The sequence below is a fragment of the Amycolatopsis thermoflava N1165 genome (genome assembly GCF_000473265.1).
GTDB classification, from domain to species: Bacteria; Actinomycetota; Actinomycetes; order Mycobacteriales; family Pseudonocardiaceae; genus Amycolatopsis_E; species Amycolatopsis_E thermoflava.
Map to the genome: position 1 here is coordinate 4,160,370 of NZ_KI421511.1, position 16,113 is coordinate 4,176,482.

The window sequence follows — 16,113 nt, forward strand, 5'->3', positions numbered from 1 at the left end:
GGGCCCTGCCGAGAAGCAATCGCTACGGCGCTTACTTCTTCTTCCGGGTCGTGGTGGTCTTCTTCGCGGCAGTGGTCTTCGCCGCGGTGGCCTTCGGGGCCGCCTTGGTGGCGGTCGTCTTCTTGGCCGCGGTGGACTTCGCCGCCGTGGTCTTCGAAGCCGTGGCCTTCGGGGCCGCCGTCTTGGTGGCGGCCGCGGCGCGGCTGCGCGTGCTGGTGCTGCGGGTCGCGGTGGGACGCGTGGTCGTCGCCTTCGCGGTGGTGGCCCGCGAGGTCGTCGAGCGCGACGCGGTGGTGCCGGTGCTGCGGGTCGAAGCGGCAGCGCTGCGGGTCGAAGTCGTCGTGCGCTTCGCCGCCGTGGCCTTCGGCAGCTTCTTGGCACCGCTGATGACGTCCTTGAAGGTCGTGCCGGCGCGGAAGGCCGGGACGTTGGTCTTCTTCACCTTGACCGTCTCACCGGTGCGCGGGTTGCGAGCGGTGCGGGCCGCGCGGGCACGCTTCTCGAACACACCGAAACCGGTGATGTTGACCTTCTCGCCCTTCTGCACGGTGCGAATGATGATGTCCACCAGGTTGTCGACCGCCTGGGAAGCAACCTTCTTGTCGCCCAGACGCTCGGAGAGCGCCTCGATCAGCTGGGCCTTGTTGGCCATTCCAGTCCTCCATGAAGAACTACGTGTCACACGGCCACATCGGCCGACTTCACGCACACGGTATTACCAACTCGCCCAAAATTCCAAACGGCGCGCGGAATTTTTCTGCAGGCGGGGCGTGGTTTCCGCCTCCTGAGCGACCCTCTCGGGCCCTTCCGCGCGCCGTTCGGCGTGGTGTTCCCGGCCTCGGACCGGGTGCGAATCCCTTGCTGAGCAGGGAATTCGTGTTATCCGGCCGCCACCGGGGTGGTCACCGGCTTCCAGCTGGGACGCTGCGACTCGAACCGGTCGATCTCGTCGGCGTGTCGCAGGGTGAGAGCGATGTCATCCAGCCCCTCCAGCAGCCGCCAGCGGGTGTAGTCGTCGATCGCGAAGGTCGTCTGGAAGTCCTTGGCCCGCACGGTCTTCGCCTCGAGGTCGACCGTGACCTCCGTGCCGGGGTCGTTCTCGAGGATCTTCCACAGCTGCTCGACGTCCGACTGCTCGCACTGGGCGGCCACCAGACCCTGCTTCCCGGAGTTGCCCCGGAAGATGTCGGCGAAGCGGGAGGAGATGACGACCCGGAAGCCGTAGTTCATCAATGCCCAGACAGCGTGTTCGCGCGAGGACCCGGTGCCGAAGTCCGGACCGGCGACGAGCACGCTGCCGGCCTTGAACGGCTCCTGGTTCAGGATGAACGACTCGTCGGTCCGCCAGGCGGCGAACAGGCCGTCCTCGAAACCGGTGCGGCTGACCCGCTTGAGGTAGACGGCCGGGATGATCTGGTCAGTGTCCACGTTGGACCTGCGCAGGGGCACTCCGATGCCGGTGTGCGTCTTGAACGGCTCCATGGTGGTGGGGGCTCCTTCAGTTCAGGTCTTCGGGGCTGGACAGCGTGCCGCGGACGGCCGTGGCGGCCGCGACGAGCGGCGAGACGAGGTGGGTGCGGCCACCCTTGCCCTGCCTGCCCTCGAAGTTGCGGTTGGAGGTGGACGCGCTGCGCTCGCCGGGGGCCAGCTGGTCCGGGTTCATGCCGAGGCACATCGAGCAGCCCGCCTGGCGCCACTCCGCGCCGGCGTCGAGGAAGACCTTGTCCAGCCCCTCGGCCTCGGCGGCCTGGCGCACCCGCATCGAGCCGGGGACGACGAGCATCCGGACACCCTCGGCCACCTTGCGGCCCTGGAGCACGTCCGCGGCGGCCCGCAGGTCCTCGATCCGGCCGTTGGTGCACGAGCCGAGGAAGACGGTGTCGACCTTGATGTCCCGCAGCGGGGTGCCCGGCTTGAGGTCCATATAGGACAAGGCCTTCTCGGCGGCGAACCGCTCGGTCTCGTCCGCGATCTGCTCCGGGTCCGGCACCGACTCGCTCAGCGGCAGGCCCTGGCCGGGGTTGGTGCCCCACGTCACGAACGGGGTCAGGGAGTCGGCGTCGAGGTGGACCTCGGCGTCGAACACGGCGCCCTCGTCGGTGCGCAGCGACTTCCAGTTCTCCACCGCGGCGTCCCAGTCGGCGCCCTGCGGGGCGTGCGGGCGGCCCTTCAGGTAGGCGAAGGTGGTCTCGTCCGGGGCGATCATCCCGGCGCGCGCGCCCGCCTCGATCGACATGTTGCAGATCGTCATGCGGGCTTCCATCGACAGTGCCTCGATCGCGCTGCCCCGGTACTCCAGGACGTAGCCCTGGCCGCCGCCGGTGCCGATCTTGGCGATGACGGCGAGGATGACGTCCTTCGCCGTGACACCCGGCCGGAGCCTGCCGTCGACGTTGATCGCCATCGTCTTGAACGGCCGCAGCGGCAGGGTCTGGGTGGCCAGCACGTGCTCGACCTCGGAGGTGCCGATACCGAAGGCCATCGCGCCGAACGCGCCGTGGGTGGAGGTGTGACTGTCACCGCACACGACCGTCATCCCGGGCTGGGTCAGGCCCAGCTGCGGGCCGATGACGTGCACGATGCCCTGCTCGGCGTCGCCCATCGGGTGCAGCCGGACGCCGAACTCCTTGCAGTTCTTCCGAAGCGTCTCGACCTGGGTGCGGGACACCGGGTCGGCGATCGGGAGTTCGATGTCGACGGTCGGGACGTTGTGGTCCTCGGTCGCGATGGTCAGGTCCGGGCGCCGCACCTTGCGGCCGGCCAGCCGGAGACCGTCGAACGCCTGCGGGCTGGTGACTTCGTGCACCAGGTGCAGGTCGATGTAGAGCAGGTCGGGCTCCGCTCCTTCACCGCGGCGCACGGTGTGCGCCTCCCACACCTTCTCGGCCAGTGTCCGCGGCCGCGTGGTGGTCATCTGTGCTCCTCCCACGAGGTTGATTGGGAGCAAAGGAACCTGAGGACCGTCGCGGGAACGTCAGCGACCTCGGGTTCGATTTTCCCAGATTCTGGACTTCCCAAATCCCGGGAAGCTAGTATCGCGTCGTGGGACAGCATAGCTCTTCTGACCAGCAGAGCGGTATCGGCGTTCTGGACAAGGCCGTCGCCGTGCTGCAGGCCGTCGCCGAAGATCCGTGCGGGCTCGCGGAACTGTGCACCCGGACCGGGTTGCCGCGCGCGACCGCGCACCGCCTCGCCGTCGGTCTCGAGGTGCACCGGCTGCTGCGGCGCGGGCCGGACGGCCGCTGGCGCCCGGGATCCGCGCTCGCCGAACTCGCGGGCGGCACCGCGGATCCGTTGCTGGACGCGGCGAGTTCGGTGCTGCCGAAGCTGCGGGACATCACCGGGGAGAGCGTCCAGTTGTACCGGCGCGACGGGGTGCAGCGCGTGTGCGTGGCGACCGCGGAGCCGATGAGCGGGCTGCGTGACACGGTGCCGATCGGGACGCGGCTGTCGATGACGGCGGGCTCGGGCGCGAAGGTGCTTGCCGCGTGGTCCGATCCGCACACGCAACGCACCATCTTGGCGGACGCGGTGTTCGGGGAACGGACGCTGCTCGAGGTGCGCCGTCGCGGGTGGGCGCAGAGCGTGGCCGAGCGGGAGCCGGGCGTGGCGAGTGTTTCCGCGCCGGTGCGGGATTCCGCGGGCAACGTGATCGCGGCCGTGTCGGTTTCCGGTCCGGTGGAACGGATAGGGCGCAAGCCGGGCGCGCGCTGGGCGGCGGATCTGCTCGCGGCGGCGGAGGCGTTGCAGGAACGGCTGTAGTTCCCGACCGGTCCGGCCGGTGGCAACGAGTTCGGCGATCCGGCGCCGGGTAGAACACGGCGCCGGGTACAACACGGCAGCGGGTAGAACACACGTTCGATTTGGGGTAGCCTCGGGTCATGACCGCAGGGCTGCAGGGTTCGCTGTTCGATCAGGCCGAGGAATGTTCGCTCGGGTCCCTGACCGAGACGCGGCGCACGGAACTGGGCGACGGCGCGTGGATCGATCTGCGGCCGGGGTGGCTGTCGGGCGCGGACGTGTTGTTCGAGCGCCTGGCGGCGGACGTGCCGTGGCACGCGGAGCGCCGCCGGATGTACGACCGGGTGGTCGACGTGCCGCGGCTGTTGTGCTTCTACGGCGAGGACGAGCGCCTGCCGGACCCGGTGCTGGACGACGCGCGGGCCGCGTTGAGCCGGCACTACGGGGACGAGCTCGGCGAGCCGTTCCGCACGGCGGGGCTGTGCTTCTACCGCGACGGCCGGGACAGCGTGGCGTGGCACGGCGACACGATCGGCCGGGGTTCGCACGAGGACACCATGGTGGCGATCGTGTCGGTCGGCGCGCCGCGGAGCATGCTGTTGCGCCCACGCGGCGGCGGGGCGACCGTGCGGCAACTCCTGGGCCCCGGCGACCTCATCGTCATGGGCGGTTCGTGCCAGCGGACGTGGGAGCACGCCATCCCGAAGACGAACCGCCCCGTCGGGCCGAGGATCAGCATCCAGTTCCGCCCCCGCGGCGTGCGCTGAAAACAGCAGCCGCCAACCCGAGCGGCGGCACGGTTCGCCCTAAGGAACAGGCAACGGCGGCAGCGCTGAACCCCGGTGGTGTCCGCTGAAGAAAGCAGCCGTCACCCCAGTGGTGTCCGCCGGAGCGGAGGAGCGCCGCAGGGGGCATCCTCGTCGGATGCCCGCGAGCGGCGTGTCAGACCCCAGTAAGAACAGTCAGGAACGCGCCCAGCGGTCGCCGAGCGTGGCCCATTCCGCTTCCCAGCGCGCGGCGCGCCTGCGGTCCAGCACGAAGCGCGTGATCCAGTACGTCGCGGTCAGCACGAGCGCCGCCACGAGCCAGGCGAAGATCCCCGCCAGCACGCCGGTCGTGGCCGCGTCGGTCGAGCTGATCGGCGCGGGCGCCGGGTCACCGGCTTCGTTGATCCACACCGGCACGGTCGACCCGGCCGTCGCGCCGGGGTCGGCCGCCACGATGCCCGTCTTCGGCTCCCCGCCGTTGTAGGTCCACGTCGCGTGCACCCCGGCCGTGCTGCTGGTCGAGAACGCGCCCTCGGTCGCCGGCACCGGCGCCGGCGCGTCCTCGAGCAGCGTCGCGGTCACGAGGTGCCGCGAAGCGCGCTGATCTTCGGAAACCGCCAGCTGACCCCCGTACGTCCGAGACCCGGTGAACAACGCCAGCGGAACCGCGACGAGCAGCCCCAGCACCACCACCAACAGAAGCGCAGCCTCGACCCGGTCGGACGTTCTGGCCAACGGGTTGCGACCGATGTGCAGGCGCCGCCAGAAACGCCCGATTGGTCCGGTCACGGTCTAATCCCCCTTCCTCTCCACCTCGGCAAGCACAATCGCAATACCCACTGTGCCTCGCCCGTACCCGAATTGGCACTGAAACGAGACCAAGACCGCTGTGAGCCGCCCCTCACAACGGCTCAAGATCGGGATCTCTCCATGCTGGCACCGGTGAACGGTTCACAACATCGACCGAAAGGGCTTTCCCGCCCGGCCGGGCGCCACGCTCCGTGACCGCCTCCACCTGGCGATCCGCGACCACCGGCCAAGCCGTGGGAAATTTTCGCGCCGAACCGGCCTGGTCACGGTCGCGGACTGCTGTTATCGTCCCTTGATGTAACGCGTCGATTCGCGATCGCCGATTAGGGCGTCCGCGTTACACATTTCCCGGACAATTTCTGTCACATGCCTTTTCGTTTCTCCCCGTGACCGGAATCGGGGAGGATCACGCGAGACCCTCGGCCAGAAGAGTGATGACGCGCGCGCCGAGGGCGGTCGGGGTCACCGCGCGTTCCGAGCAACACCAGTGGAGTCACTTTGCGTAAGCCCTTGGGCCGCCTCGCGGCAGCCGTGATCAGCGGTGCGCTGATCACCCTCACCACCGCCCCGGCAGCGCTCGCCGAGGAGAGCACGACCCCGGAGGTCACCACCACGACGTCGGCCGCGCCGGAGAGCACGGAGACGTCCGCGCCGAGCTCGTCCGCCGAGACGACGAGCGAGACGTCCTCGGCCACCACGACCACCAGCCGGCCGAGCCTCACCAGCAGCCCGGGCACCACGACGACGCCCGTCACGACGACCACCGGGTCGAGCGAGCCGACGTCGACCTCCAGCAGCGCCCCGGAGGAGCCGCCGTACGAGGACGACACCGCCTACGGCATCGACCTGGGCGACGGCACCGGCGTGCTGATCATCGCCTGCGCCGCGGGCCAGCCGACCGGCGTGTGGTCGCCGGACTTCGACATCCTCGACGGCCCGTACCAGGAGGAACAGGACGGCCGGTACTGGGACTACCTGGTGCAGCTGCACGAGGGCAAGTCCTTCGACTCCGGCACCGTCACGGCCGACTGGACCTGCGCGGGCGCCCCGCAGGGCGGCGGCGCGTCCGGCGGCGGCGTGGCTCCGGTCCCGGGCTCGGGCGAGTCCGGCGAGTGGCAGCAGAGCAACGGCGGCGACGCCCAGGTCTCGTTCGCGCCCAAGGCGGGCGTGGAGACCGGGGCCGGCGGCACCGCCCGGTTCTGACCGCCATGCGCAACCCGTTCACCGGCCGGGGCGGTCGCGTTCTCGCGGCCGCCCCGGCGGTTCTGCTCGCTCTCGTCCTGACCGGCTGCGGCTCCGATCCGCAGCCCACGCAGGCCGCGGCGCCCACCACGTCGGTCCCGGTGACCAAGCCCTACGACAAGCTGCGCCCGACCCAGGTGCGGATTCCGAAGATCGGCGCGGAGTCCTCGCTCATCTCGGTCGCGGTGAACAAGGACGGCGAGATCGCGGTGCCGTCGGTCGACAAGCCGATGCAGGCCGCCTGGTACCGCCTGTCCCCCGTGCCCGGCGACGTCGGCCCGGCGATCATCCTGGGTCACGTGGACGGCAACCACCAGCCGGGCGTCTTCTACAAGCTGAAGGACGTCCGGCCGGGCGACGAGATCTTCGTCGACCGCAGCGACGGGCAGCAGCTGCGGTTCGTGGTCGACCACACCACGCAGGTGCCCAAGGACCAGTTCCCGCAGGACGCGGTCTACGGCAACACCGACGGGCCGCAGCTGCGGCTCATCACGTGCGGCGGTGTGTTCGACCACGCCGAGCACAGCTACACCGACAACATCGTCGTCTACGCGAACCTGGCGTGACCCCGGTGGCGCCGCACCCGCGGCGCCACCGGCTCACCAGACGTCCCCGTCGCGCCAGTCGCACGTCAGCTCCCCGTCCGGGTCGAGCGACGTGCCGAGCACGAAGACCCCGCCCGCTTCTTCGGGCGTCGTCGTGATCCCGGACGGCGTGAGCGCGGACAGCGGCCCGCGCCAGCACGTCCAGCCGCGGGAGCGGTAGAACGGGATCGCCTCGTCCGACGCGCTGAGCGCACCCGCCTCGTAGGCCTCGCGAATCACACGCTCCAGGGGCTCCATCACCACGCCGCCGTAGCCGCGCCGCCGGCGGTCCGCGCGCACTCCCACGGCCTCCACGTACCCGGTGCGCCAGGCCCGCCCGTTGTGGACCATCCTGCGCTGCACCACGGACGCGTGGGCCACCAGTTCCGGGCCCTCCCACAGCAGGGCGTGCACACCGCCGAGGGCGTGCTCCCAGTCGTGCTCGGTCAGGTCGCCTTCGAACACGTCGTACAAGAGCTCACGGGCCGCGGCGAGGGCCGGTGCGCCGAGATCGGCTGTGTGGGCCACCTGGAGCGCGGGAGTGATCTCGGCCATGCCCGGAGCTTAGGCCCGGCCTGCCTGCGCTGTCATCCGGTTTGTCCACGGTGGACAGGCCGCTTTCCCCGCTCGGATGAGCGCCGTGAGGTTTTCCCGCACTACCCGGTCTGAGCAGTGACATCTGGCGAACCCGGGGGGCCCACCAGGCTCACCCCCGGCGCGGGCGCGGGCGGCTGTCAGAACAGCGTGACCGGTCTCGGCACCACGACCGTCAGTTGCGCGGGCGCCAACAGCACCAACGGCTCGTGGGGCACGGTGCTGGTCAAGTCGGTCGGGGCCACCTCGTTCTCCCAGACGCTGCAAAGCACCGGGGGCGGCGAAGCGGTGGCGTTCGCGGTGATGACCTTGTCGGGCTCGGCCAGAATCGGTACCGCCGCGACGGCGACGACCGGCACACTCACCGTGCTGCCACGCGCGAACGGCAGTCGGTACACCCTGAGCGAGGCCGCGAGCCCGGGCAGTTCGCTGGCGAGTTACTCGCAGGCGTGGACGTGCCGCAACGCGACCACGGGCAGCACGACCGCGCTGCCGTCGGGGGCGGGAACCAAGGCGGTGGCCCCGCAACCCGGTGACGACATCACGTGCACCATCACCAACACCCCGCTCCCGGCCGACCCGGCGATCGCGAAGGCCGCGACGCCGCAGGTGAACGCGGGCGAGACGGTGACGTACCTGCTCGTCGTCACGAACGACGGCCGCGGCGACTCGTCCGGCTACACGGTCACCGACCAGATCCCGGCCGGGCTGACGAACGTGTCGTCGAGCACGCCGGGCTGCGCGGTCTCCGGTTCGCCCCTGACCTGCACCGGCGGGCTGCTGCCCGCGGGCCAGAGCAGCCAGATCACGGTGACCGCGACCGCGGACGGCACCGTGGAGCTGATGCGCAACACCGCGACCGTGCGGGGTATTCAGCCGGACCCGGCACCCGCGAACAACACCTCCAACGCCGCGGTGACGGTCGTGACCGTGCCGATGGTGGCGGCGGGTGTCGCCGGGGTGCTGGGCCTGTTCGGCGGCGGCTGGGCGCTGCGCCGGCGTCTGCGACGCCCGGTGTCGTGACCTGAACAATCCCGAGTGGACGATCACTGGGCGGGCGCCGGGCCAGGTGCCCGCCCAGTTTTCACCAACCTCGGTGCCCGACGGCAGAGAGGAGCATCGAAGCCATACCCCACAACAAAGCAAGGAGCGCTGACTCGATGAGTCAGCGCTCCTTGACGGTACGTACCCCCGATGGGATTCGAACCCACGCTACCGGCGTGAGAGGCCGGCGTCCTAGGCCGCTAGACGACGGGGGCTAGGCACTTGCTCTTTCCCTTGTTGCGAGAGGAACCTTACCAGAGGCGGTTTTTCCTCTTGCAGCTGGGGTACCAGGACTCGAACCTAGACTAACAGAGCCAGAATCTGTCGTGCTGCCAATTACACCATACCCCAACGGTTTGCCACTCCGATTCGCGACTCGGAGCAGCTCCGCTGGGAAGAAATATAGCCTAGCCCCGTCAGCGGTGCGTAACCGGGGGGTGGGGTTCAGCGCTGGGCGGGCACGCCGATCCGCGCGAACTCGCTGACCAGCAGCTGCGGGAGCTCGTCCAGCCCGCCGATGACGTGCACGCCCTCCGGCACCTCCGCGTCACCGCCGGTCCGGTCGAGCCACACCCCCTCCAGGCCGGCGTCCCGGGCGCCGACAGCGTCGGTATGCAGCTTGTCGCCCACGTGGGCGGCCTCACTCGGGTCGCAGTCGAGCACCGTGCACACGGCGTGGAACATCACCGGATCGGGCTTGGCGGCCCCGACCTCACCGGCGATCGCCACGTGGTCGAAGAAGCGGGTGAGCCCCAGATCGGCGAGCTTGGCGCGCTGGTGGGCGCCGGAGGCGTTGGTCACAGCGGCGATGAGGACGTCCGCCGCGCGCAGCCACTCCAGGCAGGGCAGGACGTCGTCGAAGAGGCGCCACGAGCTGCGCAGCACCTCCTTGCGGCGGCGCTCGAACCGGGCCACGTCCTCCGCTTCCAGCACGACGCCGATCTCGGCGAGGAAGCACTGGGTGCGCCGGTGGTGCATGGACGCGTAGTCGATCTCCCCCGCGACGACACGGGCGACGTGCCAGTCGGTGATTCGCTCCCACAGCGGCCACAGGTCGGCCCGGCCGATCAGCAGCGACAGCGCGCGTTTGCCCGCGGAGGTGAAGTCGATCAACGTGTCGTCGATGTCCAGGCACACCAGCCGCAGGCTGGACGGTCTCCACGGATCCGCCGGATCCCCCAGACCGGGCTCGGGGACACGGACGCGGGTTGGTGTGCCGGGACGCGCAAAATCCACCCAGCGAGGCTAGGCGAGAACTACGCTGAGCGGTTCGGCCGACAAGGTGATTCAGTGCGTCGTTTCGACGGCGACTGCTTCTACTCTGCGTTGCCGGGCAGAGCGTTACGCAGACGTCCGAGTGAAACTTCCCGGCCGAGCAGCTCCATCGATTCGTACAGCGGCGGCGACACCGTGCGACCGGTGATGGCGACGCGAACCGGGGCGAAAGCCTTGCGCGGCTTGAGGCCGAGGCCCTCGACCAGGGCGTCCTTGAGCGCCTGCTCGATGGCCGCGGTCTCCCACGACGGCAGCGCCTCCAGCGCCTGGATCGACGCGCGCAGCACGGGTTCGGCGTCCGGCTTGAGGTTCTTGGCGGCCGCGTCCTCCTCGGGCGCGAACTCCTCCTCCGGCACGAACAGGAACCGCACGAGCGGCGCCGCGTCACCGAGCACGGTCACCCGCTCCTGGACGAGCGGCGCGATGGTGCGCCACCTGGCCAGCTGCTCCTCGCTCGGCTCGGCGGGCAGCAGCTCGGCCGCCTGGAGGTAGGGCACGACCCGCTGCACGAAGTCCTCGGCGTCGAGGGCGCGGACGTGCACGCCGTTGATCGCCTCGGCCTTCTTGACGTCGAAGCGGGCCGGGTTGGCGCTCACCTTCGAGATCTCGAACGCCTGGACCAGCTCGTCGACCGTGAACGTGTCCCTGTCGTCGGCGATGGACCAGCCGAGCAGGGCCAGGTAGTTCAGCAGGCCCTCGCGGATGAACCCGCGGTCGCGGTAGTTGAACAGGTTGGACTGGGGGTCCCGTTTGGACAGTTTGCGGTTGCCCTCGCCCATCACGTACGGCAGGTGGCCGAACTGCGGCGTGAACTCCGCGACACCGATCCGCTCCAGCGCCCGGTACAGCGCGATCTGGCGCGGCGTCGACGGGAGCAGGTCCTCACCGCGGAGGACGTGCGTGATCCGCATCAGCGCGTCGTCGACCGGGTTGGTCAGCGTGTAGAGCGGATCGCCGTTGGCGCGCACCAGGACCGGGTCCGGGATCGAGCCCGCGGGGAAGCTGATGTCACCGCGCACCAGGTCGTTCCAGGCGAGGTCCTCGTCCGGCATGCGCAGCCGCAGCACCGGGGCGCGGCCCTCGGCGCGGTAGGCGGCGCGCTGCTCCTCGGTGAGGTCGCGGTCGAAGTTGTCGTAGCCGAGCTGCGGGTCCTGCCCCTTGGCCTTGCGGCGCTCGGCGACCTCCTCGTTGGTGGAGAACGCCTCGTACAGCTCGCCGGCCTCCAGCAGGCGGCGCGCGATGTCGGCGTAGATGTCGCGTCGCTCGCTCTGCCGGTACGGGCCGTACTCGCCGCCCGCGTCGGGACCCTCGTCCCAGTCGAGACCGAGCCAGCGCAGCGCCTCCAGCAGTTGCTGGTAGGACTCCTCGCTGTCCCGGGCGGCGTCGGTGTCCTCGATGCGGAACACCAGGCTGCCGCCGTGGTGCCGGGCGAAGGCCCAGTTGAACAACGCCGTGCGGATGAGCCCCACGTGCGGGGTTCCGGTGGGCGACGGGCAGAAGCGGGCGCGGACTGTCTCAGTCATAACCCGTTCAGCCTATCCCGCTTGACCAGGCGTTCGGAGAGCGCCATGCTGGTCTTATTCAACACAGGATGAATTAAGGGGGTGGTGGCCGTGGTCGAGCGCACGACCTGCGTCGTCGTCGGTGGCGGACCGGCCGGGATGGTGCTCGGACTGCTGCTGGCGCGGGCCGGGGTGGAGGTGACCGTGCTGGAGAAGCACGCGGACTTCCTGCGGGACTTCCGGGGCGACACGGTGCATCCGTCGACGCTGCAGCTACTGGACGAGCTGGGCCTCGGCGAGCGGTTCGCGAAGCTGCCGCAGAGCAGGCTGAGCACCGTGTCGCTGCCCGGCCCGCCCCCGCTGACGATCGCGGATTTCCGCGGGCTGCGGATCGCGCACCCGTACCTGGCGATGGTGCCGCAGTGGGACCTGCTGGACCTGCTGGCGGACGCGGGCCGGGCCGAGCCCGCGTTCCACCTGCGGATGAGCACCGAGGTGACTTCGCTGGTGCGGGAGGCGGGCCGGGTGGCGGGCGTGCGGTACCGGACGGCGGACGGCGCGACCGGGGAGATCCGGGCGGACCTGACCGTGGGGTGCGACGGTCGTTGGTCGGTGGTGCGGCGGGAGGCCGGCCTGCGGGCGCGGGAGTTCCCGGTGCCGTTCGACACGTGGTGGCTGCGGTTGCCCCGGCGCGGGGAGGAGCGGCCGGAGCTGATGCCGGGCATGCGACACGGGCACTTCGCGGTGATCATCCCGCGCGAGGAGTACTTCCAGGTCGCCTACCTGGCGGCGAAGGGACTGGACGGGCAGTTGCGCGCCGAGGGCGTGGAGGCGTTCCGCGACCGGATCAGAACGGTGCTGCCGCAGCTGGCGGACCGGGTGGACGCGATCACCTCGATGGACGACGTGAAGCACCTGGACGTGCGGCTGAACCTGATGACACGCTGGCACCGGAACGGCGTGCTGTGCATCGGCGACGCGGCTCACGCCATGTCGCCCATCGGGGGTGTGGGGATCAACCTGGCGGTGCAGGACGCGGTCGCGACGGCCCGGTTGCTGGCCGTCCCCCTGCGGCGCGGAGTGGTTGCCCGGGACCTGGCGCGGATCCGACGGCGCCGATTGCTGCCGACGATGGTGGTCCAGGCGATCCAGCGATTTATGCACCGGGCAGTCGTCCGGCCGGCGATCGAGGGACGGCGAAACGGACCGCCGAAGCCGCTGGTGACGGTGATGAACGCGGTGCCGTGGGCCCGGAGGATCCCCGCCTACGTCATCGGGGTGGGCCTACTGCCCGAGCACGCACCAAAATGGGCACGGCGAAACAACAACACCGAAAGCAAATAAGAAAACGCAAGCCGGCAACGAAACGACACCGACTACCCCAACCAGACCCCCCGCGCCGCAACCGCAAGCCGGCAACGAAAGAAGACCGACCACGCACCAGACCTCCCCCGCCCCGAAAACGCAAGCCGGCAACGAAACGACACCGACTACCCCAACCAGACCTCCCCCGCCCCCGATCCACAGCCGATCTTTAGTCGCCGACCAGCGGGGTCAAGGTACTCTTTCCCGCCTTGACGCCGCTGCTCGGCGACTGAAACACAATCAGGCATCGGGGGCGGGGGTGGTCGGAAGGTGACCTTTCGAGCGCCGTGAGGCGCACCGCCCGCAGGGCGGAAAAGATCAAAAGATAGTCCTCGCCGGACGGGCAGGCTCCGGGATGACCAGGGGTTGGGTGCCTCGTCCCACCTTGGCGAGGTGGTCGCTGGGTGGTCATCCCGTCGCCTTCCGGTTTGTGCATATCACCTTGAGCCAGGGCCGCAAGGTTGGCATTTGATCCGCCGGTGAGGACGGAGGTTGCGGCCCTGGCTCAAGGTGATCGTCCAGTTCCAGGCGACGGGATGACCACCCAGCTACCTTGGGTTCAAAGCCCTGGCGCTACGCGTTCTGTACCGGGTTGGTCAGTGTGCCGATGCCCTCGATCGTGATGGACACCGTCTGGCCGTCGGTGATCTGGCCGACTCCGGCGGGCGTGCCGGTGAGGATGACGTCGCCGGGCAGCAGCGTCATCACGCCGGACACGAACTCCACCAGTTCGGGGATCTTGTGGATCAGCAGCGAGGTCCGCGAGTCCTGCTTGAGCTCGCCGTCGACCTCGGTGCGGATCGCCAGGTCGGAGGCGTCCACGGCGGTCTCGATCCACGGTCCGAGCGGGCAGAACGTGTCGAAGCCCTTCGCGCGGCCCCACTGGCCGTCGGCCTTCTGGAGGTCCCGAGCGCTGACGTCGTTGGCGATCGTGTATCCGAGGATCGCCGCCGGGGCCTGCGCCGCCTTCACGTTGCGGATCGGCTGGCCGATGACCACCGCGAGCTCGCCCTCGAAGTCCACCCGCTGCGACGCGGCGGGCAGCTTGATGGCGGCGTTCGGGCCGATCACGCTGGTCGACGGCTTGAGGAACATCATCGGCGACTGCGGCACCTCGTTGCCGAACTCGGCCGCGTGCTCCGCGTAGTTCCGGCCGATCGCGATCACCTTCGACGGGAGGATCGGCGCGAGCAGCCGAACGTCGGCAAGCGAGAACCGCTTGCCCGTGTAGTTCGGCTGTCCGAAGGGGTGGTCGGCGATTTCCAGGAGCTCGTCGCCGTCGACGGAAGCGAAGGCGACCCCACCGGCATGAGCAACTCGAGCTAGACGCACCCACCCACCCTAACCAGCCGCCCTCCCCCGGGCACACGGGTGGTCATTGACACGGGGTACCCCACGGGCGTCTCATTAAACGGCACTTTCATTTCGATGACCGAAACGTGGAGGCTCGGTGATCACCAACGCCTGGTACGTCGCCGGATTCTCGCCCGACTTCGTGCGCGGCCGACTGCACGCACCCGTCGTCGCGGGGCTGCCCCTCGTGCTGTGGCGGACCGTCGACGGTGACGTCGTCGCCTACGACGGGCGGTGCCGGCACAAGCGGTTCCCGCTGCTCCGGTCCGGCGGCGACCTGCAGTGCGCCTACCACGGAATCTGCTACGACCAGCCGGGGCCGTGCTCCCCCGGATCCGCGCCGTCGACCGTGCTCCCCCGCCGCCCGGTGACCGAAAAGGACGGACTCGTCTGGGTGTGGCCGGGCGCGCCCGGCCGCGCCCAACGAGTCGCCGTGCCGGACACCCCCGAGATCCCGGGCTGGGCGACGGTCCGCTCCGAGCCGGTGGAGGTCGCGGCGAGCAGCCGCCTGCTGGTGGAGAACCCTGCTCGACATCCGGCGCTCCTACCCGCTGCACGTGCGGAGCCTGTCCGGCGGCACGCGGATCGCGATGCGCCTGGAACGCCGGACGATCGGCGGCGTCGAGACCGTCAAGACGGTGCGCCGCGCCCGGGACCAGCAGCTGCCCGACGTGATGCGGGACTGGTTCGGCTACGACGTCGTCGACCGCGAGCACACCCACCACGTGCTCAACCCCGGCCTGACGCGGATCGAACTGCGCGTCGGGCCGGCCGGGCTGGGCGGCGAGCGGGAGAAGGGGTACGTCCTGCACCACCTGCACACGCCGGTCGCGCCGGGGCGGCTGCGGTGGTGGTGGACCGTGAGCTGCCGGTCGCGGGAGCTGGCCGACCGGGTCGCGGACGGGATCGCCTGGGTGATCCGCGAGTACCGGTGGGCGATCGAGGCTCAGCAATCGATGCTCGCCCACCCCGAGCGGGGCCACGAGGACGTGCCCGTGAAGACCGACGGTGCGGTCGTCCTGCTGCGCCGCGTCTTCGAGCACCTGGAACGGCTCGAAGACGAACCCGACCACGCCGAGCTCGCCCGGCTGCGCACCGGAGTGACCCGATGCTGAGACGCCACGACGAAACCCCGCGCTGGGGCTACTGCGAAGGCTGCCGCCGCTGGATCTTCGCCGGATCCTGGCGGAGATCCCGGTGCCCGGTCTGCCGCACCGCGGTGAGCGTGCTGGAACAGGCCGCGGACGACGCGTTCTACGTCGAGCTGGAGATCCCCGTGCCGGCAGGCGCAGACGAACCGGTGTTCTGACCGGCGCATGCGTGGCACGGGCAGTGCGGGCAACCCACGTCGTGCGGCCGCCGCGGCGCGCTGGTGATGACGTCACAGATCAGGCAGCACAGCTCACCGTCGAGCGAGACGACCTCCTCGTACGGCACGGGCGCCATCCGGTCCTCGGCGTCGATCGCGCGGTGCGGCGAGCCCACGGCCAGGATGACGTGGTCGGTGATCGCGCCGACGGCGTGCGGCACCTCGCCTTCGATGAGGTACACCTGGCCGGCGCGGGTCTCGTGGATCCGGCCCGCGTAGGTGATCGTGCCGATCCCCGCGGTCACCACCAGCACGTGGTGACCGGGGTGCGTGTGCGGCACGAACCCGGCGCCTGCGGGCAGGCGCAACAGGTCCGCGCCCACGGCACCGTTGGACACCAGGGCGTCCCCGCTCGCGGCGGGCGCGCCGTGCAGCGCCGTGGAGCGCGAGCCGTGGTGCACGTCCAGTTCGGTGTGTCCCCTGTGGACCCGGCTGCGGGCCCACGTGACGAGTTCGAGTTCGGCCAC

General features: G+C 70.1%; 17 protein-coding genes, 2 tRNA genes and 1 pseudogene. 9 read left to right on the forward strand and 11 right to left on the reverse strand.

What is annotated here, in order from left to right; all coding sequences use genetic code 11:
• Positions 1-31: 31 nt before the first annotated feature.
• The 3 genes from AMYTH_RS0120495 to leuC all read right to left on the reverse strand — a co-directional run bounded on the left by AMYTH_RS0120495 (position 32) and on the right by leuC (position 2,914).
• The gene (locus AMYTH_RS0120495; protein ID WP_027931890.1) at positions 32-652 is read right to left on the reverse strand and encodes an HU family DNA-binding protein; all 621 of its coding nucleotides are present in this window, start codon (positions 650-652) and stop codon (positions 32-34) included.
• Positions 653-879: 227 nt separating this feature from the next.
• Positions 880-1,482, reverse strand: a complete 603-nt coding sequence (gene leuD / locus AMYTH_RS0120500; protein WP_017987479.1) for a 3-isopropylmalate dehydratase small subunit — start codon at positions 1,480-1,482, stop codon at positions 880-882.
• Positions 1,483-1,498: 16 nt separating this feature from the next.
• A complete protein-coding gene (leuC, locus tag AMYTH_RS0120505) occupies positions 1,499-2,914 on the reverse strand; it encodes a 3-isopropylmalate dehydratase large subunit (protein ID WP_017987478.1) in 1,416 nt (471 codons plus the stop codon).
• Between the two features lie 128 nt (positions 2,915-3,042).
• Between leuC and AMYTH_RS0120510 the strand changes: the two genes are divergently transcribed.
• Positions 3,043-3,762, forward strand: a complete 720-nt coding sequence (locus AMYTH_RS0120510; protein WP_027931891.1) for an IclR family transcriptional regulator — start codon at positions 3,043-3,045, stop codon at positions 3,760-3,762.
• 119 nt (positions 3,763-3,881) lie between these two features.
• Positions 3,882-4,508, forward strand: a complete 627-nt coding sequence (locus AMYTH_RS0120515) for an alpha-ketoglutarate-dependent dioxygenase AlkB (protein ID WP_027931892.1) — start codon at positions 3,882-3,884, stop codon at positions 4,506-4,508.
• A gap of 195 nt (positions 4,509-4,703) precedes the next feature.
• Here AMYTH_RS0120515 and AMYTH_RS0120520 read toward each other — a convergent pair whose 3' ends face one another.
• Positions 4,704-5,297 (reverse strand): Rv1733c family protein, encoded by a 594-nt coding sequence (locus AMYTH_RS0120520; protein WP_027931893.1) that lies wholly within the window; start codon positions 5,295-5,297, stop codon positions 4,704-4,706.
• Between the two features lie 519 nt (positions 5,298-5,816).
• Between AMYTH_RS0120520 and AMYTH_RS45365 the strand changes: the two genes are divergently transcribed.
• Positions 5,817-6,521, forward strand: a complete 705-nt coding sequence (locus AMYTH_RS45365; protein WP_148085697.1) for a hypothetical protein — start codon at positions 5,817-5,819, stop codon at positions 6,519-6,521.
• 5 nt (positions 6,522-6,526) lie between these two features.
• Positions 6,527-7,126: a class F sortase gene (locus AMYTH_RS0120530; RefSeq protein ID WP_027931894.1), complete on the forward strand. Its 600-nt coding sequence runs from the start codon at positions 6,527-6,529 to the stop codon at positions 7,124-7,126.
• Between the two features lie 33 nt (positions 7,127-7,159).
• On the opposite strand, the gene AMYTH_RS0120535 is transcribed toward AMYTH_RS0120530, so the two are convergent.
• The gene (locus tag AMYTH_RS0120535) at positions 7,160-7,699 is read right to left on the reverse strand and encodes a GNAT family N-acetyltransferase (protein WP_027931895.1); all 540 of its coding nucleotides are present in this window, start codon (positions 7,697-7,699) and stop codon (positions 7,160-7,162) included.
• Positions 7,700-7,888: 189 nt separating this feature from the next.
• On the opposite strand from AMYTH_RS0120535, the gene AMYTH_RS0120545 reads away from it, so the two are divergent.
• Positions 7,889-8,761 carry a DUF11 domain-containing protein gene (locus AMYTH_RS0120545; RefSeq protein WP_228684883.1) on the forward strand — a complete coding sequence of 291 codons (873 nt, stop codon included), beginning with the start codon at positions 7,889-7,891 and terminating at the stop codon, positions 8,759-8,761.
• A gap of 163 nt (positions 8,762-8,924) precedes the next feature.
• Here AMYTH_RS0120545 and AMYTH_RS0120550 read toward each other — a convergent pair.
• The 4 genes from AMYTH_RS0120550 to gltX all read right to left on the reverse strand — a co-directional run bounded on the left by AMYTH_RS0120550 (position 8,925) and on the right by gltX (position 11,580).
• Positions 8,925-8,997, reverse strand: a tRNA-Glu gene (locus tag AMYTH_RS0120550).
• A 64-nt stretch (positions 8,998-9,061) separates the two neighbouring features.
• Positions 9,062-9,133: transfer RNA gene (locus tag AMYTH_RS0120555), tRNA-Gln, on the reverse strand.
• Between the two features lie 93 nt (positions 9,134-9,226).
• Positions 9,227-9,919, reverse strand: a complete 693-nt coding sequence (locus AMYTH_RS0120560) for an HAD family hydrolase (RefSeq protein WP_027931898.1) — start codon at positions 9,917-9,919, stop codon at positions 9,227-9,229.
• Between the two features lie 179 nt (positions 9,920-10,098).
• The gene (gene gltX / locus AMYTH_RS0120565; RefSeq protein ID WP_027931899.1) at positions 10,099-11,580 is read right to left on the reverse strand and encodes a glutamate--tRNA ligase; all 1,482 of its coding nucleotides are present in this window, start codon (positions 11,578-11,580) and stop codon (positions 10,099-10,101) included.
• Between the two features lie 90 nt (positions 11,581-11,670).
• Between gltX and AMYTH_RS0120570 the strand changes: the two genes are divergently transcribed.
• Positions 11,671-12,903, forward strand: a complete 1,233-nt coding sequence (locus tag AMYTH_RS0120570) for an FAD-dependent oxidoreductase (RefSeq protein WP_027931900.1) — start codon at positions 11,671-11,673, stop codon at positions 12,901-12,903.
• Positions 12,904-13,497: 594 nt separating this feature from the next.
• Here AMYTH_RS0120570 and AMYTH_RS0120575 read toward each other — a convergent pair.
• Positions 13,498-14,256 carry a fumarylacetoacetate hydrolase family protein gene (locus AMYTH_RS0120575; protein ID WP_017987469.1) on the reverse strand — a complete coding sequence of 253 codons (759 nt, stop codon included), beginning with the start codon at positions 14,254-14,256 and terminating at the stop codon, positions 13,498-13,500.
• Positions 14,257-14,374: 118 nt separating this feature from the next.
• On the opposite strand from AMYTH_RS0120575, the pseudogene AMYTH_RS51230 reads away from it, so the two are divergent.
• From AMYTH_RS51230 to AMYTH_RS50400, 3 genes and pseudogenes are all read left to right on the forward strand, one after another.
• Positions 14,375-14,605: pseudogene (locus tag AMYTH_RS51230) on the forward strand (Rieske 2Fe-2S domain-containing protein); the annotation flags it as partial.
• 229 nt (positions 14,606-14,834) lie between these two features.
• Positions 14,835-15,392 carry a hypothetical protein gene (locus AMYTH_RS50395; protein WP_027931901.1) on the forward strand — a complete coding sequence of 186 codons (558 nt, stop codon included), beginning with the start codon at positions 14,835-14,837 and terminating at the stop codon, positions 15,390-15,392.
• Positions 15,386-15,586, forward strand: a complete 201-nt coding sequence (locus AMYTH_RS50400; protein ID WP_027931902.1) for a hypothetical protein — start codon at positions 15,386-15,388, stop codon at positions 15,584-15,586. Before AMYTH_RS50395 ends, AMYTH_RS50400 begins: the two co-directional genes overlap by 7 nt.
• Here the strand turns inward: AMYTH_RS50400 and AMYTH_RS45370 are convergent.
• Positions 15,532-16,113 carry a cupin domain-containing protein gene (locus tag AMYTH_RS45370; RefSeq protein WP_051362765.1) on the reverse strand — a complete coding sequence of 194 codons (582 nt, stop codon included), beginning with the start codon at positions 16,111-16,113 and terminating at the stop codon, positions 15,532-15,534. The genes AMYTH_RS50400 and AMYTH_RS45370 overlap by 55 nt on opposite strands.

Bases quoted from the DNA above. Each gene is read 5' to 3' on its own strand.
- AMYTH_RS0120515 (WP_027931892.1), top strand. From the start codon at position 3,882: ATGACCGCAGGGCTGCAGGGTTCGCTGTTCGATCAGGCCGAGGAATGT.
- AMYTH_RS50400 (WP_027931902.1), top strand. From the start codon at position 15,386: ATGCTGAGACGCCACGACGAAACCCCGCGCTGGGGCTACTGCGAAGGC.
- AMYTH_RS0120530 (WP_027931894.1), top strand. From the start codon at position 6,527: ATGCGCAACCCGTTCACCGGCCGGGGCGGTCGCGTTCTCGCGGCCGCC.
- AMYTH_RS0120535 (WP_027931895.1), bottom strand. From the start codon at position 7,699: ATGGCCGAGATCACTCCCGCGCTCCAGGTGGCCCACACAGCCGATCTC.
- leuC (WP_017987478.1), bottom strand. From the start codon at position 2,914: ATGACCACCACGCGGCCGCGGACACTGGCCGAGAAGGTGTGGGAGGCG.
- gltX (WP_027931899.1), bottom strand. From the start codon at position 11,580: ATGACTGAGACAGTCCGCGCCCGCTTCTGCCCGTCGCCCACCGGAACC.
- AMYTH_RS0120495 (WP_027931890.1), bottom strand. From the start codon at position 652: ATGGCCAACAAGGCCCAGCTGATCGAGGCGCTCTCCGAGCGTCTGGGC.
- leuD (WP_017987479.1), bottom strand. From the start codon at position 1,482: ATGGAGCCGTTCAAGACGCACACCGGCATCGGAGTGCCCCTGCGCAGG.